This is a genomic window from Ruegeria sp. AM4 (genome assembly GCF_056540665.1).
The window spans coordinates 1-20,525 of record NZ_JBQFXD010000008.1; the positions used below are offsets into that span (position 1 = coordinate 1).

Consider the following 20,525-nt stretch of genomic DNA (forward strand, 5'->3'; position numbering starts at 1 on the left):
ACATGCTGGACTATGATCAGGTCGAGGCGCTGGCGAAAGAGCATAACCCCAAGCTGATCATCGCAGGCGGCTCGGCCATCCCGCGCCAGATTGACTTTGCCCGCATGCGCGAGATCGCCGACATGGTCGGCGCCTATCTGCACGTGGACATGGCGCATTTCGCCGGTCTCGTGGCAGCTGGTGAGCATCCCAGCCCCTTCCCGCATGCACATGTGGCCACCACCACCACGCACAAGACCCTGCGTGGTCCGCGTGGGGGTATGATCCTGACCAATGATGAAGATATCGCTAAGAAAGTGAATTCCGCGATCTTCCCCGGCATTCAGGGCGGCCCGCTGATGCATGTGATCGCAGGCAAGGCGGTGGCCTTTGGCGAGGCGCTGCGCCCTGAGTTCAAAAGCTATATCCAGCAAGTCGTGGCCAACGCGCAGGCGCTGTCGGATCAACTGATCAAGGGTGGTCTGGACACCGTGACCCACGGCACCGACACCCATGTGGTGCTGGTCGACCTGCGCCCCAAAGGCGTCAAGGGCAACGCGACCGAGAAGGCTCTGGGCCGGGCACATATCACCTGCAACAAGAACGGCGTGCCGTTCGACCCGGAAAAACCGACCATCACCAGCGGCATCCGTCTGGGTTCCCCCGCCGGCACCACCCGCGGCTTTGGCGAGACCGAGTTCCGCCAGATCGCCGATTGGATCATCGAGGTTGTCGACGGTCTGGCCGCCAATGGCGAAGACGGCAACTCCGCCGTCGAGGCCAAGGTCAAGGCCGAAGTCGCAGACCTCTGCGCCAAATTCCCAATCTATCCGAACCTGTAAGACGAAGGACCCGATCCCATGAGCTTTCATTCCATTGACCAGGCCCCTGCCCGCCTGAACCGCAGCGAACTGGCCGTACCGGGCAGCCAGCCCGGCATGTTCGAAAAGGCCGCACAGTCGAACGTGGACGTCATCTTCCTAGATCTCGAAGATGCCGTTGCACCCGACGAGAAAGAGCAGGCCCGCAAGAACATCATCGAGGCGCTGAACGATATCGACTGGGGCAGCAAAACCATGTCTGTGCGGATCAACGGGCTTGATACGCACTATATGTATCGCGATGTAGTGGACGTCGTCGAACAGGCTGGTGAACGCCTTGATCTGATCATGATCCCGAAGGTCGGCACCGCCGCTGACGTTTATGCTGTCGATATGCTGGTGACACAGATCGAAGACGCGAAAGGTTACAAGAAACGGATCGGGTTCGAGCACATCATCGAAACCGCGCTTGGCATGCAGAATGTCAGCGAGATCGCTGCGGCCTCGAAACGTAACGAGAGTCTGCATTTTGGTGTTGCCGACTATGCCGCCTCGACCCGCGCGCGAACGACGATCATTGGCGGGGTCAACCCGGATTACTCGGTTCTGACTGACGCAGATGCCGACGGAGGACGCCTGACCCACTGGGGTGACATGTGGCACTATGCGCTGGCCCGCATGGTGGTTGCCGCCCGTGCCAATGGTCTGCGTCCGATCGACGGGCCGTTTGGGGATTTCCAGGACCCCGAGGGGTATCGCGCCGCAGCAAAACGCGCGGCGGTTCTGGGCTGCGAAGGCAAATGGGCCATTCACCCCAGCCAGATCGCGCTGGCGAACGAGGTCATGTCGCCGTCGGACGCCGAGGTTGACAAAGCGCAGCGCATTCTTGTGGCAATGTCCGAGGCCGAAGCATCCGGCAAGGGCGCCGTATCTTTGGATGGCCGGTTGATCGACTATGCTTCGATCCGTCAGGCGGAAGTATTGGTCGAAAAGGCGGGGCAGATCGCTGCCGCATGAGCGCAAGCGCCCGAGCAGATACTGGACACACCACAAAACACTGCCAGGGAAATCTTCGGCGAACTTGCCGCAGATTTCCCCAGGCCGTCAAAAAGGGCAAACGCTTGGGACTCAAAGCCAGTGGATGATAAAAGCGGCGAGCGCAAATGCAGACCGTCGCGAACTTTGCGCTACGGTTATGAAATCACAGACACCGTGACAATTTCTGATGCAAACTCAATGGTTACCGATCGCTGGACAGAGTCTCCAGAAACGCAACCAGGTCCGCGATCTCCTGATTGGAAAGGTTCAATTCGGAAAGTATGGCTTCTCCGTCGGCGTGCAGCCTTTCGGTGTCTATCTCACTGTAGTGCCTGATCACCGCCTCCAGGTCGATCAGACTGCCGTCATGCATGTATGGGGCGGTTTCGGCGACGCCTCGTAGACTGGGCGTACGAAAGGCTCCGAAATCCGAATGGCTTCTGCGCACGTTACGCACCGCCCAAGCACCACGCTTGTCCGGATCGTCATTCCAGTCTCCGTCAAGAGTGTATGAGCTCGAAAGCAAGACGTTCAATCCGCCGAACCGTCCTTGATCGACCTTGGTGTCGTTCAGAAAATATGGTACGCTGGCGTCGTGGAACTCGCTGTTGGAAAATCTCGGACCGTTGTGGCAGAAGACACATTTTCCGCGCCCTAGGAAAATCTGGAGCCCGCGCTGCGAAGTTGCCGGATAACTGGCCGCCATTGCCAGATCACCGCGCTCCAGCGCATCTCGAAATTCATCAAATGGCGTCCGCATTGTAACTAGTGTTTCCAGATAGGCCGACAGAGTTTTCGCGGTATTCACCAGAACCAATTCTGGGTTTTGATTGTAAATATTGCCAAAGATGGCTTCATATGCATTCGCATATGAGCTCTGAGAAATTGCCGTTTTTAGACTGGACCGACTGTGCGCCATCTCATGCTTTTCGATGATCGGATGCAGGCTTGCGGCCCAAAGACTGTCGCTCTTGCCGCCCCATCCGTACCAGCGAAGGCCAGTGAGGTTTCGCAAAGATGGAGTATTGCGATCCAACAAAACCCGCCCGAGCGCTCGCGCGTCCGACGTGGTAAATGCCTGTTCTGGATCATGACAACTTGCGCAAGAAAATGCACCGTCGACTGACAACACAGGATCGTTGAACAAGGCCGCCCCCAGCGCGATCGCATTTGGATCATTTGAAACCCTGTTGCTTGGATCCGGCTGGATTGATGGAGGCCACGGGCCGAAAGACAGTGTTTGTTGGATTTCGTCGTCGGACAACAGGACTTCCGCGCGCACTGCTCCCGTCAGGACCAAGAACGCGGCTGTCGCCCACACCTTCATTTCAACGCAATGTCGGAGGTGTAGGTTACAACTCGCCCGTCGAAATCGACGTCCACTTGCAGTTCCCATTCTCCCGGCATGTGAAACAGGATATCATCGACGCGGAACACCCCGCCACCCATTGCAGTTACCACGGGAGTGTAATTCATCCCGTGTTGGTGAGCGGGCATGATCGCATCGACACGTATTTCATTCACTGCAGTTTCGTCGCAGACGGAAATTAGAATGGAAAACGGTTGGGCCAACGGGATTTCTTCGACGGCAATTTGCACTTTGGGTGCGTTTTGAGTGTCCGATTTCATGGGTTGCCCGGTTGGCTCACACGCGACAGCCGCGCCAGAGGATGCCAGAAACGAGACAACCCAGCGGATCATTTTGTTGCCAGCAATCGCTCAGCGTTGGCATAGGCAATGTTGTCGGCGATCTGATCAGGAAGCAATTCCAGCCATTCGCGCGAAAACTCGGCATGAGGGCCTACGTAGTACCAACGCTCTGGTGCGAAGGTATCCGTACCGACCATGAACCGATCCGGGTGCGCTTGGAACGCGGCTTTCCAATCCGGGTCGAGTCGCCCTCGCGAAACCATATCTGAACGAAACGCCAAATCGGCCCAAAGCCTGGGATGGGTATCCAGCGCATCGACCACACTGTCCGGGTCGTCAAAGCCAGAATGGGCCCACAAAACTCTTGCCTCTGGCCAAGTCTCGTAGATCAGGTCAACTGCCTCTCGGTCGCCGTGGTGGTGTAGAATTAGGTTCCGCTCTTTCGCCAGAGCAATCATGCGCTGGATGACCGGCGTTTTGATATTATCCCCATAAGCGTGAAACTCGCCGATAGCTTCGTATTTGTTCTTTGCCAGATTTGCTTCCAGATAGTCGATAACAGTTTCATCGTGCATCCAGGTGTTGATCTCTCCACGGCGACGGTAAGGGCGAAGGGCCGGAACAACGATGTCCGGCGCTGCGGCCAACAGCAATTGCGTCCCATTGTCATCCGAACTGGAAACCAGTGCTTTTCGCACGCCTGCATCCCGCAGGATATTGGCCACTTGTTCGGGTGGGACCAGCTGGACGGCGTCATGGCTGTAGTGAATGTGAGCATCGAAAATCGGGCGCTCGTTGGCGATGGCCACTCCGCTGAATAGCGCTGCACATACAATGAAAGTGTGTCTTAGCAATTCTAGTGTCCTCCGTGGCGTTCAGTCCCGAGCAAGCGTGACGTCGAAATTCACGTGCAGGTAAGGTTCGGTGATCCTACCAGAAAGTGCCATGTCATCGGGAAATTCCGAAGCTGGTCGTTCAACATACGTCATCACCAGATCGTCCCGAACGCCAAACACTGTATCCTGATCCAGATAGGGATCGTCGTCTGGAAAAATCTCGGTCACAAGTGAGCGATACCCCGGGGCTTTGACGATAAAGTGCAGGTGAGAGGGCCTCCATGGATGGCGACCGCACGCGCGCAGAATATCGCCAACTGGTCCGTCGGACGGCACTGTGTATTCAACTGGCTTTACTGTGGTGAACGCATATTTTCCATCCTCTCCAACCGTCATCAGACCGTGGAATGAATAGGTGTCCTGTTCTTCATCCTGACTGGCATAAAGACCATTTGGTGCCGTCTGCCAGATGTCGAGTTCGGCTCCTGCGATCGGTTTGCCCTCGGTATCCCGGATGACGCCTTCGGCGAGCAGAACCGGTCCGCCGTAATGTCGCTTCATATCCCCGCCAATGGGCAGCGGAGGTGCGCCAGACACATGAAACGGACCTAATACTGACGAACTTGTCGCGTCGGGGCTTGAATGCAGCATATCCACCAACGACGACAACCCCAGGACATCCGAGGCCAGGACAAACTCGTGCCTGTCCTCGGCCTCCACAGCGGCGCATCCTTCGAGAAATGCAATCCCGGCGCGCCATTCGTCATGCGTCAGATTGGTCTCACGGGCAAAATCATGAAGATGTTTGACCAAAGACCCCATAATTTCACGCATCCGCGGATCGGTGTCTTTGGACAGATATCCCATGAATACGTCGGTGACGTTGTCCTTGGTAACAGTGCGCATCTTGACCTCCTTATATCAGGGCAAGGCTGAGGATCGGGAACTCGATCAGAATAAACAAAACGATCAGCATAACTAATGCGAACGGCAGCGCGCCCATGAACACGTCCTTGAGAGATATGCGGTCGTCGTTGATCGTGGATTTGATAACGAAACAGGATATGCCCAATGGCGGGGTCAAAAGCCCGATTTCAGCTCCGACAACGGTGATGATCCCGAACCAGATCAGCGACATATTAAGCGCCTCGGCCATCGGCAGAAACAGCGGGACGACGATCAGAATGATCGATGCCGTATCGAGCAATGTCCCAAGAAACAGCATCAGCAGCACGTACAGTAGCATGATCGACCAAAATGACGCCGAATTCCCTGCAAGCAAGTCCTGCAATTGGTTGGGCAGTCCAGCAAGACCCAGCATACGGCTGTAGATCGAAGCCGCCGTGATCAGGAACAGGATCGCCGCAGTGATGTGACCGGTTTCCAGCAATGCGTCCCAGAACGCGCGCGGAGACATCGACTTGCGGGCAACGGCGATGATCAGGGCGACGAAGGCTCCGGCGGCCCCTGCCTCGACTGCAGTCAACCAACCTGTGTAGATGCCGCCAAGTACGATGGTGATGATGAACAGTGTCGGCAATGTCTTCGAGGCGACCTCGCGCCCTGACATCCATTCGGTATCTTCGACAACACGGCCACCAACAAATGCTGGGGTGAAACGACCCATGACCCAAATCGCGCCGACATAGGCGATCGCCAGCATGATCCCCGGAATGACGCCCGCCAGGAACATATCTCCCACGGACTGTTCAGCGACAAAGGAATAGATGATCAACATGGCTGAGGGTGGGATGATCATACCCAAAACCGAAGACCCAGCCACCACGCCAACAGCAAAGCGCGGGTTATAGGCCTGCGCCATCATCTGCGGTACCGAGACTTTGGTGAACACGGATGCCGACGCAATTGACGATCCGGTTACCGCCGCAAAAACGGCGTTTGCCCCGACAGTCGCCATGCCGATACCGCCTTTGACCTTGCGAAACCGCATGGTCATGACTTCGTAGATGTCTCTGCCTAACCCGGCCTTTGAGACGATGAGCCCCATAAAGGTAAACAGCGGGATCGTTGCGAAACTATATTCCATCGCACTGTCGCCGACCGCCACTTTCAGCAGGTTGTGTGCCAGCGTGAAATTGTCTCGCATCAGCCAGATCGACACGAACGAAACCACACCGAGGGCAATGGGGATGTAGACGCCAGCGTAGATCAGAAAGACGATGGCAATAACCGAGATCAGGCCAATCTCAATCGGCGTCATTCTGCGGCCTCGTCATGCTCTGGGGTGCGGACAAGATGCGGGCGGTCCTGCGCCGTGACGACCTTGAGCAGGAAGATCACGCAGGCAAGCGCAGTACCGCTCGCGATGACCAGTTTGACTGGCCACCATGGCAATGTGAAAAGACCGGGCACGCCGAAATAGTCCTGCGTTTCCCACATATGCAGGAACTCGGGAAAGGTGACGTAGGCGATAAGGCCCATGAAGATTGCCGAGATTGCATTGATGATGCGCCTGAGATTGGACGTCAGGCCGGGGCGGCGATTATGGAGAAGGTTCAAAAACCCGTCTGAACGCGTCAACCGGTCCACCCGAACCACATCCGCCAGCTGCAGAAAAACGATCATCACCACCGAGAACTGCACCATCTCGTAGGTGCCCCGCAACGGAGCAGAAAACAGACCGCGCGCAACGACATCCACGTTCAGGATAACCACCAACGCCAGTACAACGAGCGTACCCAAAGCGTTGGCGGTGATTGCAAGAGCATTGGCGACCCGCGAAAGGCCAGCAACTGCGGTCTTTAGCACGTTAGGCCCCTTTCTTGGATCGCCAGACGGTTATTCGGCCGTCCAGTCACGCACCCCTGTAAACCCGGCATCCTGAAGTTTGCCAAGATAGGCGGCCAGCATCTCGGTGCCTTGTTCACCGTTGTCATTCAACGTTGCCGCCCATTCCTGCGCAACGTTGGGCATCGCGTTGGCCCATGCCGCTCGGTCCTCGTCCGATACTTCGACAATCGTACCACCTGCTTCGGTATAGGCGTCCCGCGACGCAGCGGCGCGGTCCATCGCGATACCGGCCACATGGTCGCGATAGTCTATGGCAACGGCCTTCAGCACATCCTTGACCTCGTCCGGCAAGCCGGCCCAATAGTCCGCGTTCACGGTGATGGTTTTGGAATTCACGGCCCCCAGATCAGCGCGCAGCATATAAGGCGCAACTTCCGCGATCTTGAAAGTCTTGGCGGCCTCGGGCCACAGCATTCCGCAATCCACCAGACCGGTTTGCAGCATGTTGTAGAAATCGGTCAGGCCACCACGTACGCCCGCTGCATCCTTGATACCTTCGAGATACCGCAGGTTCAGCCCGGCTCCGGCAATCTTGCGGCCCTCAAGATCGGCGACCGAAGAAACGGGTTCCGTGCAGAATATCTGATAGGTGTCGAGCACCACGCCTGTCGCCAGATAGACCTGGTTTTGCGCGGCGAATTCGTTTTGCATCGCCGGGTATTCGCGGGCAATTTCATCCACCGCTTTGGCGACCGCACGGGCATCCGACGCAACAAATGGCGTTGACCCCGAAATGCCCTGACTGGGCAGCTTCGAGGAATGGAAGATGGTTGTGACAATTCCTATATCGCCAAGACCAAGCTGAATCCCCTCTAAAACGCCCTTTGGCTTGACGATTGAACCGCCATAGTTCTCCTGCCAGTTCATCTTGTAGTTTCCGGATTCGGCCAGTCGCTTATCGACTTCGGGAATGAAGAAATTGGTGAACTCCTTCACCCACAAGGCGCGATCAGGATAACCGTCGATCACAACGGCGGAAATGGTTTCTTCGGCTGCCAGAGGCATCGCCATAACGCTGGCAAGAGCAGCGCCTATCAGGCTGCGTTTGGTCCAGTTCTTCATCTCTCTCCTCCCAGAAAGTCGGGTCCTGTCGTTGTTATTCGTTGGTTTTGACCCAGTTGACGGTCAGGTCTGTGCCTGCCGCTTTGAACAGTTTTGCAATGGCGCAATATTTGGCTGTTTCTTCACCTACGCGCGCCAGCTCCTCCTGGCTGGCGCGCGTATCGCAACGTACCGTGAGTGTGACTTCGGGAAAGGGTACGTCGATCTCTTCTTCCATCAGAACGCCGCGACGATCCAACCTGCACATGGCGTCGATCGTCACGGTTCCCAGGTCAATTCCCAGCCGTTTGGCATTCTTGTGTCCAATGACATTTGTGCAGGCTATCAGGGCTGTCATTGCCGTTTCCGTCGGGGATGGTCCTTGATTGGTTCCGCCGCGCTCGACGGGTTCATCAATAATGACGGTTAGGTCACGAACAGGTATCTCGGTGCGCGCATGTGTCGGACACTGAGCGGTCGTGCGGTATGTCACGACAGGTTTCACTTTGATCGCCACAGTGTTACCTCCTCATGCATAAGAGCACACTTTTTCAAACGGAAATCGCGGGAGTTTGTGGAACAAACCGGTTTCGTCCGCATACCCAAGATTGCAGAGAAAATTTGACCTGAGAGTTGTTCCCACAAAGAATTCTTCATCAACAATGGCGTTCGAGAAACCCGACATCGCCCCCACGTCCAACCCGACAGCCCGCGCCGCGATCATGAAATAAGCGCCTTGCAGCGTCCCGTTGCGATAGGCCGTGTCCGCCACATAGTCGGGGTTGTTCTCGAACAAAGGTCGACGATCTTCGTGCGGAAAGAGGAATGGAAGCTCTTTCCAGAACTCCATATCGTAGGCGATGATCGCGGTCACCGGCGCGCCCATCATCTTGGCCACGTTTTTGGGTTTCAGGGATTTGGCAAGGCGTTCTTTGCCCTCGGGACTTTTAACAAAAACGAACCGCGCCGGCAGCGTGTTCATGCTGGTCGCGCCATTGATGGTGATGTCGTAAATCTCATGAAGCAATGCGTCGGAAACGGGTTTGTCTGTCCACGCGTAATGAGATCGGGACTCGCGCAATATCAACGCGATGGCATCATCCGACAGGCGTGGAATACGGGCGCGAAGATCGCGATGATCCTGCTGCGCCTTCGCGCGTAGCGCCTCCAGCTCTGTTGCGGTTGGTGCAGTCATTCCGCGGCCACCTTTGACTTGGCGTCTTTCTCGTCGATGACCGGACTTGCGCAGATGCCGATGCCTTCGATCTCGACCTCGACGGTTTCACCCGGCTTCAGCCACCGGGGGTTCGGTTTCTTGGCATGCCCGACACCCGGCGGTGTCCCCAGTGCGATCAGATCTCCGGGTTCGAGAGTGGTGTATTCCGAGATCGTCGCGATCACTTGCCGGACACCCCAGATCATATTGGACGTGTTCGAACTTTGCAGGATTTCATCACCAACGCGGCTTTCAATCTTCAGGCCCGAGGCCCCTTCGGGCAATTCATCAGGCGTCACTGTGAACGGGCCTATCGCACCTGTGTCATCAAAGTTTTTGCCGGGTGTCCATTGAACCGTTTTGCGTTGATAGTCCCGTACCGATCCATCGTTGAATACGGTGTAGCCGAAGACGTAATCTAATGCGTCCGCCTCCGAAATGTGCCGACCACGTTTGCCAACGATCAGCATAAGCTCAGCTTCGTAATCCAGCTTTTCTGAACAGGCGGGCCGCACCATTGGCTGCCCCGCCGCCATGATCGAGTTTTTCCCCCGCATGAACAACGTTGGGTATTCGGGAATGTCGTACCCCCCCTCCTTAATATGGTCCGTATAGTTCAATCCCATGCAGATGATCGTACCGGGTGCTGCGACCGGCAATGCGGGCGTGATCGAGGATACGGGCACCTTGACTGCTTCGGCGATTTTATCGGCCAGCGAGTCGATCAGAGCAGGGTTGGCTATCAAACCCATCAGGTCGTGACCTATGGCAGGGTTCAAAGTGGTCAGGTTTACTGCGTCTTCTCCGGACACGACAAAGACGGCAGCGCCTTCCGAAGTCTCTCCCACAAGGTATTTCATCACCACCACCCATGCCAGTTTCCTTGCTTTTTGCCGACTATTTTGCGAAGTGTCAAATAATATCGATATTTTTGGGAGGCAGTCATGGTCGCTTGGGCGGATTACAAATCACAAGCCAAAAGCCGGGGTGCGTTAGCGTTGGAACTTTATGTTGCGCACAGCACTCCGGCCAAAGCGCCCGAAGATGTGAAGGCATCGCTGCCTGATCATTTGGCCTATCAGGCACAGCTTGAACGATCTGGTCATCTGGCGTTTGCCGGACCCATGTCAGACGAAAGCGGTGCCCACATGCAGGGGATGGGTCTGATCATCTACCGCGCAGACAGCCTTGAGGCTGCCCGGAAACTGGCCGAGGACGACCCGATGCACAAAAGCGGCGCACGCAGCTTTATCCTGCGCCGCTGGATGATAAATGAGGGCTCGTTCACTTTGTCTGTCGGCCTGTCATCCGGAACAAACGCCCTAAGTTGAACTCAGATCACATTCGCTCAGCCGAAAAAGGAACGGCAGGATATGGACGCCATGCTTGACACCGAAGGCAAGGAAACATCGGCAACTCATGGCGCTTATCGTCGGCTGCGCGAGATGATCCTGACCGGAGAGCTGCCTCCCGGGCAAAAGCTCAAGATCGAACAACTGCGTGGGCTGCTGGATACAGGTGCCAGCCCGGTTCGCGAGGCGCTGAGCCTTTTGACCTCGGACATGTTGGTGGAACGGATTGACCAGCGCGGGTTCCGAGCCGCACCTGTCAGCAAGTGCAATTTCGAAGAAATACTGCTGTTGCGATGCAACTTGGAGGAAACCGCTTTGCGCGCCTCGATCGTCAACGCAGATGCGGCTTGGGAAGACACGCTTGTATTGCGGCATCACCATATGAAAAAAGCCAGTCTGCAGGGATCTGACGATTTCGAGCACGCCCACAAGGCATTTCACATGGCGTTGCTGGGCAATTCAAAACTGCCACTGCTGATGAGATATTGTTCGCAGCTGTATGACCTGAACATTCGATACCGATATCTGGCAGCGGGCGGTCCAAGTTATCAGAAACGCGATATCGCGGCCGAGCATCAGCAGATTCTTGACGCGGCACTGGACCGTGATGAAGAGAGTGCAACCCGGCACTTGATTGACCACTATCGTCGCACAGGCGAATACCTGAGCAGTCAGATGGGGTCCTGAAGTCTGTGTGCGGTTTTTCAGGCTCTCAACGCAAATAATCCGATCTTCCTGCCATCCATCGTGCCTCTTGCACCGGCAGTTACCGTCGCGCTCTGGCTGTGAACCAAATGGGGAGGTGTACTAGCGTTCGCTTGAATTTGCGACATCACCCCGTGAATACATCCGGCGCATGACCAAAGGGGTCAGGTACATAGGTATTTGGTACGCCCCGATAAACACCATGATCGGCGCTGTGATTTCCGGCGGAAGAGCCACAAAAAACAGCGCGATGTTGCGGTTACCCGCGATCAGAGAGATTGCGACTGCCTTTGCCGGCGGCAAACGTTTGCGCGTCAACTGGAAGGTTGCAATCTGGGCGCCGAAATTCACCAGGCACGCGAAGGCGATCCAGAACGCGGCAGACCAGGGGTCGCCCAGCGCCGTTGCGCTGACCGATGGCATCACGCCTATGACGAAAACCGAAAGTGTTAACGTGGCCAGCCCTTCAAGGCTCAGCAGCGTTGATTGCGACGGATTGCGTAGAACCGTCCGGCGCAGACACACGGCGACAATGGTGACGACTGTGATGGTCAGAAACAAGCTGAACGCAGCCTTTAACACCGTCCACAGATCCCCAAGCTCGGGCATCAGCCAGAAAACCGGCAGCGATGTAAGGGGCAAAACAGCTGTCCCAACCACGACCAGTCGCATTGCATGTTCGGCAGGATACCCCATCATCATGCAAAGGTTCGGACTGCCCGAGATGGACGGCGCTGCGGTCATAATCAATAGCGAAAGAACAACTGCCGAACCCGTCCATCCACCTGCAAAACCAATAGCGACGACGACCAGCGGCGTCAGAAGCTGAAACGCGATAACCACAAAAATGACCTGACGCAGATCAGCCAGCGATCCCAGAATGGCCGCTGGCTCGATCCGCAGAATTGTCGCGAACAGCAAAAGCACAACAAGCGGTGGCAGCAGCGGTCGCATAGGTTCGGCCAACCCGGGCAACAACAATCCCGCAGCCAGTCCAGAGACCAAAACGTAAGGGCCATTGCGCGCCGCCCAGAGCAGCGGGTTCACCGAGCGACCCTACCCGCCCGGGCTTTGCCGCAGGTTCTCGGGCAGCCACGTCGCCAGTTCCGGGAACCAGATCAGGACGAAAACCATCAGCACCATGATCAGGAACATCGGAATCGCGGCGCGCGCAATATAGCTCATCTCGTGGTTGGTCATGCCCTGCATCACGAACAGATTGAACCCGATGGGCGGTGTGATTTGCGCCATTTCAACGACGACCACGATAAATATGCCGAACCAGATCAAGTCGATCCCCGCGTCGCGGATCATCGGCTCGACAACCGCCATCGTCAGCACGACCGAAGAGATACCGTCGAGGAAACAGCCCAGAATGACGTAAAAGACCAACAGCACCATCAGCAACTCAAACCGCGTTAACTCCCACCCGGCGATCAGGTCGGCCAGCCCGCGTGGCAGGCCGGTAAAGCCCATCGACAGCGACAGAAACGCAGCCCCCGCGAGGATCAGCGCAATCATTGCACTGGTGCGCGTCGCGCCCATCAAGCTTTCGGTGAAGGTCTTCCAGTTGAGCGACCCCTGCCCTGCCGCCAGCAACAGGCCCCCGATCACGCCGAATGCTGCCGCCTCGGTCGCTGTGGCATAACCCAGATACATCGACCCGATCACCACCATGATCAGCAGGATCACAGGCAGCAAAAAGCGCGAGTTCTTGACCTTTTCGGAAAAACTCAGCTTGCCTTCGTCATTCGGGTTCCAGTCTTTGCCAACCTTCGAATAGATGGCGACATAACCCATGAACATCGCGGCCAGCACCAGACCCGGCAGGATGCCCGCAAAGAACAGCTTGGTGATCGATTCATTGATTGTGACGCCGTAAACGATCAGCGTCAGTGATGGTGGGATCATGAGCCCAAGCGTCGCCGCGCCCGTCAGCGTACCGATGACCATGCGTTCAGGATAGTTACGCTTGCGCAGTTCCGGGATCGACATCTTGCCAACTGTGGTCAGCGTCGCGGCGGACGACCCGGAGACCGCCGCAAAGACAGTGCAGCCTACGATGTTCGTATGCACCAATCCGCCAGGTAAAGGCGCCATCCATGGCGAGAGCCCTTTGAACATGTCCTCGGATAATCGCGTTCGATACAAGATCTCACCCATCCAGATGAACATGGGCAACGCGGTCAGGGTCCAGGACGAGGATGCCGACCAGATGGTCGTGATCATCACGTCGCCCACGGGCCGCGTCGTGAACAATTCCATCCCGACCCAGGCGACGCCCATCAGGGCCAGCCCGACCCAAACACCGCTGCCTAGCAAGGTGAAGAGAACAAAGAGAAAGAGGATGATGACTGAAATGTTTTCCATACTCTCACTCCCCGTGGCTTTGGTCGGCCAGATCGCGGGTGATGCGGTGATCCCCCTTGAACAGGACGTGGAACAAGTGATCCGTCAGCGCGATGGCCAGGATCACAGCCCCAATCAGCATTGTGGATTGCGGTATCCAAAGCGCAGTTTTGTCCTGCCCCTGGCTGATGTCTTTGAACTTCCAGCTCCAGTAGACAAAGCGATAGGCGTACCAGCAAAAATACCACATCACGGCAGCGCCGATGGCAAAGCACCAGATTTCAAGGATACGCCGCACCCCATCGGGAACCGCGTTCAACAAGATCGAAACACGGATGTGGCTGCCGCGGTTCAGCGCGTTGGCGAAAGCCAGAAACGAGGCTGCCGCCATGGCATATCCGGCATAGTCAGGCGCGCCGGGAAAAACTTCGCCGGTCCAGCGGGCCAGCATTTGCACCACAATCAACACCAGAATGGCAATCAGGCTAAGCGCCGCCAGAACCCCTGCTGCAAGATAGATGAAATCCAGTACGGACCTGAGCCCTCGCATTGCCGCCATGCTGTCCCCGCTGTGTATTTTTTTGGATTGAAAGCAAGCGGCAGGATAACCCGCCGCCCGCATATGAATGGTTACTGAGAGTTGAACGCATCGACGATGGCTTTGCCTTCGTCCCCTGCGGCCTCAAGCCATTCGTTGGTCATGGTAACGCCGATCTCTTTCAACTCATTGGTCATTTGCTCGGACGCCGGACCAACGGTCATTCCGCCATCACGCAGACCTTGAAGGGTAAAGCCGGTGTATTCCTTGGCCCGCCAGTTGCCCGCGTATTCCGCCAGTTCGGCACAGCCCTTGATGACGTTCTTGTTTGCGTCCGACACGCCGGACCAGACATCCGAGTTGACCATCACGTAGTTGCGCGGCAGCCAGGCATCAACTTCGTAGAAATAGTTCAGGCTTTCCCAGACCTTACGATCATACCCGGTAGAACCCGAAGACACCATCGAATCCGCAACACCGGTGGCAAAAGCCTGACTGATTTCAGCGGCTTCAATCGTCACCGGCAGCATTCCGGTCAGTTCCGCCAACCGCGATGTGGCATTGTTGTAGGACCGGAACTTGATGCCTTCCATATCCGCGACCGAGTTCACCTCGTTCTTGAAATACAAACCCTGAGGAGGCCATGGAACGGCATAAAGCAGGGTCAGGTTCTGCTCGGCCAACAGCTTTTCGATGGACGGCTTGGCCGCGTCCCACAGCTTGGCGCTATCATCGAAGGAAGTCGCGAGAAACGGGATTGAATCAAAGCCAAACAGCGCGTTCTCGTTCTGGTGGCCCGACAACAGACGCTCACCAATCGGGGCTTGCCCGGTCTGGATTGCGCGCTTGATGTCAGCACCTTTGAACAGTGACCCGGAAGGGTGCGTGACGATTTCGATCTCACCACCGGTTCCTGTTGTCACGCATTTGGCAAATTCCGCGCCCGTGGCGGAATGGAAGTTTGATGCCGAATACGCCATCGGCATGTCCCACTTTTCGGCCATGGCCGGAGCGGCTGCGGCAGCGGTCAAGGCGGTTGCCGCCAGAAGGCTTGTCAGTCTTTTCATTGTCTTCTCCCTATTGAATATCGATTTTCCAGCGTTGCCCGCCGGTTGCTTTTAGTTTGCGAAACGTGACGGCGCGTAGACGCTCATGTCCGTGTTCGGGTTTCTGCCCGCGATCATCTGCGCCAATAGGCGCCCTGTTTTTGGCCCGCCTGTCAGGCCGATGTGATGGTGCCCAAAGCCCATATACGCACCATCGATACCCGGAACCGCGCCAATGATGGGGATCGAGTCTGCCGGTGCGGGCCTGTGGCCCATCCATTCCACTTCCTCCTTCCATGTCACACCCGGAAAGGCCGCCCGGGCGTTCTTGCGCATCAGTTCAAACGGTGCGCGCGATGGTGCCGCCTCGAGCCCGCCAAACTCCACAATTCCTGCCAAGCGTATCCGCCCGTCCAAGGGTGTGGCAACAAACTTGCCAGAAGCGACCATGACAGGGCTGCGAGGCATCGCGGAAGGATCAACCAATTCCAGATGATAGCCGCGTTCGCTTTCAAGAGGCACCGAAACTCCCAATCGCTTTGCCAGAGGTCCGGACCAGACCCCTGCTGTCACGATGGCGGTGTCGCAGGGAATGGTTTCGCCATCCGCGCGCACACCGGTGACCCGTCCATTTTCGCGCGCTACATCGTCAACGGCGGTGCGGATGATCCGGCCCCCGTTCGACTCAACATATGCGGCCAGGTCTTTCACATAGCGACCGGGATCCGCGATGTGGCCATGATCCGAAAGCCTGGCAGCGAACCCAATATCCTCACTGAAAACCGGATCATATTCGTGGAACGCCCGGCCCTCCAACTCTTCCCAGTCGAACCCATGCTTGCGCCGGATGTCCCAGCCGAAAGCATCGCTTTCGAAATGTTCCCTGTCATCATAGAGAAACAGATAATCCGACGGTACGATCCACTTTTCAGCGCCTGTACCAACCGCCAAGGCATTGTGATCATTCAGACTGTCACCAACGATGGGTACAAGTGCCGCCGCGATGCGCGCAACGTCATCGGCATTTGCGTGGCTCAGATATTGCCGCAGCCACGGGATCAGTTTTGGCAAGTACCCCCATTTCAGGAACAACGGCTGAGATGCGCTCAGCAACATTTTCGGAGCCTTGGCAAGCAATCCCGGGACGGTCACTGGCACAATGGAACACGAGGCCAGAACGCCTCCATTGCCGTGCGAGGTTCCCTCACCCGGCCCGGCTTTGTCGATCAGGATCACATCATGGCCGTCGCGTTGCAGCCAAACCGCTGCGGATACGCCAACAATACCGGCACCAATGATGGCTATGGTCTTGGCTTCGCTCATGCTGCAACCGCCTTTGCCACCGCATAATGATCCAGCTTCGCCAGATCGGGCCTGCCGCCCAGTCCAGGGCCCGAGGGGACAATGACCTGGCCGTCGCGCGTTTGAAACGGTTCCTCCAATATGTCCTGGCTGAGGAAATACGACGCTTGGTAGAATTCGCACCCCAATGTAATTTCAGGCGTCGCGGCGATCATATGGGTCCCGGCCAGATGCGCCAGACCAGCCTCGAACATGTCGCCGCCATATGCGGTCAGGCCATGCGCCGAAGCGATACGGGCAACAGTCTGACCTCGGGTCAAACCGCCTGATTTCATGATCTTCACCGACACGCCGTCGCAAATCCCCTCGCGCGCGGCGCGTTCCATATCTTCGGGTCCAAAGATGCTTTCATCGGCCAATAGCGGAACGTTGGTCATCTGGCGCAACCTCGCCATCATACCGAAATGATGTGCGCGCACCGGCTGTTCTATGAAATCCGGTTCAAACTGGGCCACGTCCAGCACCCGCGCCGGGGCCTCATCGATTTCAAGCCCTTGGTTGTAGTCCACGCGCACCGAGAAGTCCGGATAGTTCTGCGCGAGGTGTTCAAGCCGCATGATGTCAAACGCATGATCCCGGAATCCTGTCTTGAGTTTGACGATCCGAACGCCCTCCTCGCGCAAGCGTGCCAACAGGTCTATGTCCTGCGCAAAATCCGGGTTCGCAATCGAGCAGCTGAGCGGAATAACGTCCCTGCAACGTCCACCGAGCAGCGACCAAACAGGCACGCCGCCGATCCGACCGGCCAGATCCAACAGGGCGCTTTCCAGTGCCGCCTTGGCCTCGGTACAATGCGCAACTGCGAAGGCCGCGCGCGCCATGATAGCCGAGCGATCGCCGACCTTTGCCCCGATCACAAGGGGCCGCAAATATCGATCCAGTGCCGCGTATGTGGCTTCGGGCGTGCCGGTGAACACCGACCATGGCGACGCTTCTCCGAACCCTTCGGTACCGTCTTCCGCCGTCAGCCGCAGGATAACGACCTCGCACGAGCCTTCGACCGACCCAATGCCGTGATCCCGCCGCGACGTGACCGGCAGTTTCAGGTGCCATAGATCAAACCCGACGATTTTCTGGTCCAGATCGCTCATTTCGTCCCCTGTTGACGAAAAGAAGCCTGCCTTGACCAGCATATCATTTCAAATACTATATCTTCGAGAGTTCATCAGAAAATATGATGTGTTAGATGTCCCTGCGATTTCGCCAGTTGCAAGCTTTTCACGCGATCATGGAAACCGGAACCGTGACGGGCGCGGCGTCGGTCCTGGGCATCTCGCAGCCGGGGATCAGTAACCTGCTGGCGCTGCTTGAACGCGAAGCCCGGTTACCACTGTTCGAACGAAACAAGGGGCGCCTGCTACCTACGCCTGAGGCAGAGTTGCTCTTTCGCGAGGTCGATACAGTGGTGCGCGGGCTGGATCATGTGGCGCAGGCGGTGACAGACCTGCAGAACAAACACCCCGGTCAGTTGCAGGTCGCGGCGCCTCATTTGCTCTCGTTCGGCTTCATACCGCAAGAGATCGCGCGCTTTGCCAAAAGCCGTCCGAACCTTTCGGTCAGTTTTCAGTCGCAATATTCATCCAAGATTCAGGAATGGGTGATCTCAGGCCTGTTCGAGATCGGCATTGTCGAAATGCCGATCCTGCATGACACGCTAAACCATCAGGTGTTTCGGTATGAAACACTCGCGACCTTCCCTCAGGACAGCCCGCTTGCAAAACACGACATCCTGACACCCGAGATCCTTGAGAACGAACCCTTTATCGTGATGGGCCCCGAACACCAGACCCACCGCCGGACGCGCGATATCTTTCAGTCCGCCGGACGCACATGGCGCACGCAAATCCATACGCACCTGTCCGAAAATCTGCTGAGCTTCGTCAAACAGGGCATGGGCGTCGCGATGATCGATCCGTTTACCGTCACTTTCGACGAAGAAAGCGGGTATCAAACCCGCCCCTTCCGGCCTGCCGTTATGTTGGACCTTGCGATCATCACGGCCAAGGGTCGGCCGTTGTCGTCGATCGCGCAGGACTTTCTGGCCCAACTGATCCCGTCAATCGCGGCTTATGCAACCCATTCCGAAACCGGCGCCGCAGCCTCGTGAAGCTGTTGCGAATGAATGTCGACCAGCGTGGGACCATCATGTTCAATTGCCTGTTTCAAGACCTTTGGCAGATCCTCGGGGTCTTTGACCGTCCATGACTTCACACCAAAGGCCGACGCCACCGCCGCGTGGTCGGTACGATTGAAATCAACGTTGTAGTATCGCTGACCAAACCCCGAGTCCTGTCCCGCCTTGATCCAACCAAAGACCGAATTCGAGAACACGATTGAGGTGATCGGCATGTTGTGCCGCACCATGGTTTCGAACTCGCCACAGGTAAAGCCGAACGACCCGTCGCCCATGACAGACAAAGTTTTGACCGAGGGTCGGCCCACATGCGCGCCCATCGCCGCGCCCAGCGAATATCCCAACGCCCCGTGCGCCCGGTTGGTGATGAAATGCCGCCCGGGTTTGCGCCAGCGATAATGTGCGCTGAAATAGGGGCAAGGCGTGCCCGGGTCGGCAACGACAATCGCGTCATCGTCAAGGATATCCATCAACACAGCCATGACCGCTTCGGGCCGGATCGGGGTCTCTCGGCTTGCAGCGAGCGGGGAAAAAGCGGCCAACTTCGCCTCCCATGCCGCGCGCGCCTTGTCGGCGCCGCCGAGGCGCGGCAGGTTCTGTCGCGCTTCCAGTGCCGCGGCCAGCGCCTCCAGCGCTAGACACGCATCGGCGCAGATCGCCACTTCAGTTTGATAATTCGCTCCGATAACCATCGGATCGCTGTCGATATGGATGATGGTGGCGTCTCGGCCCGGACTTCTCCAACGCTCGGTCGTGACCGATCCGGCGCGGCAACCGATGAACAGAACCACGTCGGCCTGATCAATCACGGCACGGGTCGCCGGGACGCCCCCGTTCGAACCGACAACGCCCAGCGCCAGCGGGTCGGTTTCGGCGATCGAGCCCTGCCCCGAAACGGTGGTGGCGACCGGCATATCCAGCAGGCCCGCAACACGGCGCAGCGCAGGTTCGGCACCGGACAGAACCGGCCCACCGCCGCAAACGGCCACGGCCGACTTTGCCTTGGCCAAAATCTCGGCAGCCGCTTCTATCGCATCCAGATCGGGTCCAGCGCGCTCGGCCGGATAGCTTCGATGCCGCGCATCTGCCCAAATCTCGGCCTCGTCAACCTGTGCCTTCTGCGTATCAAACGGCAGCGCCAAATGTGTCGCGCCGGGTGTGCCGGTTGTCATCGCCCGGAACGCGGCGCGCACCATGGCCGGCAATCGCCCCGCGTCATCCAGTGATGCATTCCACTTTGCAAGCGGCCGGAACAATCCGGGTTGATCCAACTCGGTCAACGGATATTTCCCCCGACTGCTTGTCGCCACATCCGAGGTGATCGCCAGAATTGGAACCGAACTTTCGTTGGCCTCAACCACGCCTGGCAGGATATACGTCGCCCCGCCGCCCGATGGCCCTTCGCAGACGCCCGGCTTGCCGGTCACGCGGGCGTACCCATCCGCCATATAGGCCGCATGCCGTTCGTCCCGCGTCAGAATATGTTGAATGCCATGATCCATCCGCGCCATCGCGTCATAGAATGGCAAGGTCGTGTCGCCGCACAAGCCGAAGATATGTTTCACGCCATGCGCCTCGAGCATGCGCACCATTGCCTCGGCCCCAGTCAGATAGTTCGTCCCACCCATGGCTTGTGATTCCTTCAAG

The 20,525-nt window shown here is 57.2% G+C and carries 22 protein-coding genes; 5 read left to right on the forward strand and 17 right to left on the reverse strand.

Going from position 1 to position 20,525, the window contains the following annotated elements; all coding sequences use genetic code 11:
* Together glyA and ACR0JA_RS15075 are read left to right on the forward strand one after the other, a co-directional pair.
* On the forward strand, positions 1-821 hold an 821-nt coding region (gene glyA / locus ACR0JA_RS15070), incomplete at its 5' end, for a serine hydroxymethyltransferase (protein ID WP_480576385.1).
* Between the two features lie 18 nt (positions 822-839).
* Positions 840-1,817, forward strand: coding sequence for an HpcH/HpaI aldolase/citrate lyase family protein (locus tag ACR0JA_RS15075; RefSeq protein WP_480576388.1), 978 nt, complete (start codon positions 840-842; stop codon positions 1,815-1,817).
* Between the two features lie 223 nt (positions 1,818-2,040).
* Here ACR0JA_RS15075 and ACR0JA_RS15080 read toward each other — a convergent pair whose 3' ends face one another.
* Genes ACR0JA_RS15080 through ACR0JA_RS15125 form a run of 10 tightly spaced genes read right to left on the reverse strand, consistent with a single transcriptional unit; the run spans position 2,041 to position 10,252 of the window.
* Entirely contained in the window at positions 2,041-3,102 is a 1,062-nt protein-coding gene (locus ACR0JA_RS15080) for a cytochrome-c peroxidase (protein ID WP_480576391.1), read from the reverse strand.
* 59 nt (positions 3,103-3,161) lie between these two features.
* Positions 3,162-3,539, reverse strand: a complete 378-nt coding sequence (locus tag ACR0JA_RS15085; protein ID WP_480576395.1) for a FixH family protein — start codon at positions 3,537-3,539, stop codon at positions 3,162-3,164.
* Positions 3,536-4,342, reverse strand: coding sequence for an amidohydrolase family protein (locus ACR0JA_RS15090; protein ID WP_480576398.1), 807 nt, complete (start codon positions 4,340-4,342; stop codon positions 3,536-3,538). The genes ACR0JA_RS15085 and ACR0JA_RS15090 overlap by 4 nt, the downstream gene beginning before the upstream one ends.
* Positions 4,343-4,363: 21 nt before the next feature.
* Entirely contained in the window at positions 4,364-5,230 is an 867-nt protein-coding gene (locus ACR0JA_RS15095; RefSeq protein ID WP_480576401.1) for a dioxygenase family protein, read from the reverse strand.
* Between the two features lie 10 nt (positions 5,231-5,240).
* The gene (locus ACR0JA_RS15100; protein ID WP_480576403.1) at positions 5,241-6,545 is read right to left on the reverse strand and encodes a TRAP transporter large permease; all 1,305 of its coding nucleotides are present in this window, start codon (positions 6,543-6,545) and stop codon (positions 5,241-5,243) included.
* Entirely contained in the window at positions 6,542-7,093 is a 552-nt protein-coding gene (locus ACR0JA_RS15105) for a TRAP transporter small permease subunit (protein WP_480576406.1), read from the reverse strand. Before ACR0JA_RS15105 ends, ACR0JA_RS15100 begins: the two co-directional genes overlap by 4 nt.
* Positions 7,094-7,123: 30 nt before the next feature.
* Complete coding sequence (locus ACR0JA_RS15110) at positions 7,124-8,197, reverse strand: C4-dicarboxylate TRAP transporter substrate-binding protein (protein WP_480576409.1); 1,074 nt, start codon at positions 8,195-8,197, stop codon at positions 7,124-7,126.
* A gap of 34 nt (positions 8,198-8,231) precedes the next feature.
* Positions 8,232-8,693, reverse strand: a complete 462-nt coding sequence (locus tag ACR0JA_RS15115; RefSeq protein ID WP_480576412.1) for an OsmC family protein — start codon at positions 8,691-8,693, stop codon at positions 8,232-8,234.
* A 12-nt stretch (positions 8,694-8,705) separates the two neighbouring features.
* A complete protein-coding gene (locus tag ACR0JA_RS15120; protein WP_480576414.1) occupies positions 8,706-9,371 on the reverse strand; it encodes a malonic semialdehyde reductase in 666 nt (221 codons plus the stop codon).
* On the reverse strand, positions 9,368-10,252 hold the full coding sequence (locus tag ACR0JA_RS15125; protein WP_480576417.1) for a fumarylacetoacetate hydrolase family protein: 885 nt from the start codon (positions 10,250-10,252) through the stop codon (positions 9,368-9,370). Before ACR0JA_RS15125 ends, ACR0JA_RS15120 begins: the two co-directional genes overlap by 4 nt.
* An 84-nt stretch (positions 10,253-10,336) precedes the next feature.
* On the opposite strand from ACR0JA_RS15125, the gene ACR0JA_RS15130 reads away from it, so the two are divergent.
* Together ACR0JA_RS15130 and ACR0JA_RS15135 are read left to right on the forward strand one after the other, a co-directional pair.
* Positions 10,337-10,723, forward strand: a complete 387-nt coding sequence (locus ACR0JA_RS15130) for a YciI family protein (protein ID WP_480576420.1) — start codon at positions 10,337-10,339, stop codon at positions 10,721-10,723.
* A 51-nt stretch (positions 10,724-10,774) separates the two neighbouring features.
* Positions 10,775-11,431 (forward strand): GntR family transcriptional regulator, encoded by a 657-nt coding sequence (locus ACR0JA_RS15135; protein ID WP_480576423.1) that lies wholly within the window; start codon positions 10,775-10,777, stop codon positions 11,429-11,431.
* A 120-nt stretch (positions 11,432-11,551) separates the two neighbouring features.
* On the opposite strand, the gene ACR0JA_RS15140 is transcribed toward ACR0JA_RS15135, so the two are convergent.
* The 6 genes from ACR0JA_RS15140 to ACR0JA_RS15165 all read right to left on the reverse strand — a co-directional run bounded on the left by ACR0JA_RS15140 (position 11,552) and on the right by ACR0JA_RS15165 (position 17,835).
* Positions 11,552-12,496 (reverse strand): hypothetical protein, encoded by a 945-nt coding sequence (locus tag ACR0JA_RS15140; protein ID WP_480576426.1) that lies wholly within the window; start codon positions 12,494-12,496, stop codon positions 11,552-11,554.
* Between the two features lie 9 nt (positions 12,497-12,505).
* Entirely contained in the window at positions 12,506-13,819 is a 1,314-nt protein-coding gene (locus tag ACR0JA_RS15145) for a TRAP transporter large permease (RefSeq protein ID WP_480576429.1), read from the reverse strand.
* 4 nt (positions 13,820-13,823) lie between these two features.
* The gene (locus ACR0JA_RS15150; RefSeq protein ID WP_480576432.1) at positions 13,824-14,357 is read right to left on the reverse strand and encodes a TRAP transporter small permease; all 534 of its coding nucleotides are present in this window, start codon (positions 14,355-14,357) and stop codon (positions 13,824-13,826) included.
* 71 nt (positions 14,358-14,428) lie between these two features.
* Complete coding sequence (locus tag ACR0JA_RS15155; RefSeq protein ID WP_480576435.1) at positions 14,429-15,403, reverse strand: TRAP transporter substrate-binding protein; 975 nt, start codon at positions 15,401-15,403, stop codon at positions 14,429-14,431.
* Between the two features lie 51 nt (positions 15,404-15,454).
* Positions 15,455-16,705 (reverse strand): NAD(P)/FAD-dependent oxidoreductase, encoded by a 1,251-nt coding sequence (locus ACR0JA_RS15160; protein WP_480576438.1) that lies wholly within the window; start codon positions 16,703-16,705, stop codon positions 15,455-15,457.
* Positions 16,702-17,835: an enolase C-terminal domain-like protein gene (locus ACR0JA_RS15165; protein ID WP_480576441.1), complete on the reverse strand. Its 1,134-nt coding sequence runs from the start codon at positions 17,833-17,835 to the stop codon at positions 16,702-16,704. The genes ACR0JA_RS15160 and ACR0JA_RS15165 overlap by 4 nt, the downstream gene beginning before the upstream one ends.
* 95 nt (positions 17,836-17,930) lie before the next feature.
* On the opposite strand from ACR0JA_RS15165, the gene ACR0JA_RS15170 reads away from it, so the two are divergent.
* Positions 17,931-18,851, forward strand: coding sequence for a LysR family transcriptional regulator (locus tag ACR0JA_RS15170; RefSeq protein WP_480576444.1), 921 nt, complete (start codon positions 17,931-17,933; stop codon positions 18,849-18,851).
* On the opposite strand, the gene ACR0JA_RS15175 is transcribed toward ACR0JA_RS15170, so the two are convergent.
* Positions 18,812-20,506 carry a thiamine pyrophosphate-binding protein gene (locus ACR0JA_RS15175; RefSeq protein WP_480576447.1) on the reverse strand — a complete coding sequence of 565 codons (1,695 nt, stop codon included), beginning with the start codon at positions 20,504-20,506 and terminating at the stop codon, positions 18,812-18,814. The genes ACR0JA_RS15170 and ACR0JA_RS15175 overlap by 40 nt on opposite strands.
* Positions 20,507-20,525 lie beyond the last annotated feature (19 nt).

Bases quoted from the DNA above. Each gene is read 5' to 3' on its own strand.
- ACR0JA_RS15155 (WP_480576435.1), bottom strand. From the start codon at position 15,403: ATGAAAAGACTGACAAGCCTTCTGGCGGCAACCGCCTTGACCGCTGCC.
- ACR0JA_RS15130 (WP_480576420.1), top strand. From the start codon at position 10,337: ATGGTCGCTTGGGCGGATTACAAATCACAAGCCAAAAGCCGGGGTGCG.
- ACR0JA_RS15075 (WP_480576388.1), top strand. From the start codon at position 840: ATGAGCTTTCATTCCATTGACCAGGCCCCTGCCCGCCTGAACCGCAGC.
- ACR0JA_RS15095 (WP_480576401.1), bottom strand. From the start codon at position 5,230: ATGCGCACTGTTACCAAGGACAACGTCACCGACGTATTCATGGGATAT.
- ACR0JA_RS15100 (WP_480576403.1), bottom strand. From the start codon at position 6,545: ATGACGCCGATTGAGATTGGCCTGATCTCGGTTATTGCCATCGTCTTT.
- ACR0JA_RS15085 (WP_480576395.1), bottom strand. From the start codon at position 3,539: ATGATCCGCTGGGTTGTCTCGTTTCTGGCATCCTCTGGCGCGGCTGTC.
- ACR0JA_RS15135 (WP_480576423.1), top strand. From the start codon at position 10,775: ATGCTTGACACCGAAGGCAAGGAAACATCGGCAACTCATGGCGCTTAT.
- ACR0JA_RS15150 (WP_480576432.1), bottom strand. From the start codon at position 14,357: ATGGCGGCAATGCGAGGGCTCAGGTCCGTACTGGATTTCATCTATCTT.
- ACR0JA_RS15170 (WP_480576444.1), top strand. From the start codon at position 17,931: ATGTCCCTGCGATTTCGCCAGTTGCAAGCTTTTCACGCGATCATGGAA.
- ACR0JA_RS15125 (WP_480576417.1), bottom strand. From the start codon at position 10,252: ATGAAATACCTTGTGGGAGAGACTTCGGAAGGCGCTGCCGTCTTTGTC.
- ACR0JA_RS15165 (WP_480576441.1), bottom strand. From the start codon at position 17,835: ATGAGCGATCTGGACCAGAAAATCGTCGGGTTTGATCTATGGCACCTG.
- ACR0JA_RS15120 (WP_480576414.1), bottom strand. From the start codon at position 9,371: ATGACTGCACCAACCGCAACAGAGCTGGAGGCGCTACGCGCGAAGGCG.
- ACR0JA_RS15110 (WP_480576409.1), bottom strand. From the start codon at position 8,197: ATGAAGAACTGGACCAAACGCAGCCTGATAGGCGCTGCTCTTGCCAGC.
- ACR0JA_RS15175 (WP_480576447.1), bottom strand. From the start codon at position 20,506: ATGGGTGGGACGAACTATCTGACTGGGGCCGAGGCAATGGTGCGCATG.
- ACR0JA_RS15160 (WP_480576438.1), bottom strand. From the start codon at position 16,705: ATGAGCGAAGCCAAGACCATAGCCATCATTGGTGCCGGTATTGTTGGC.
- ACR0JA_RS15145 (WP_480576429.1), bottom strand. From the start codon at position 13,819: ATGGAAAACATTTCAGTCATCATCCTCTTTCTCTTTGTTCTCTTCACC.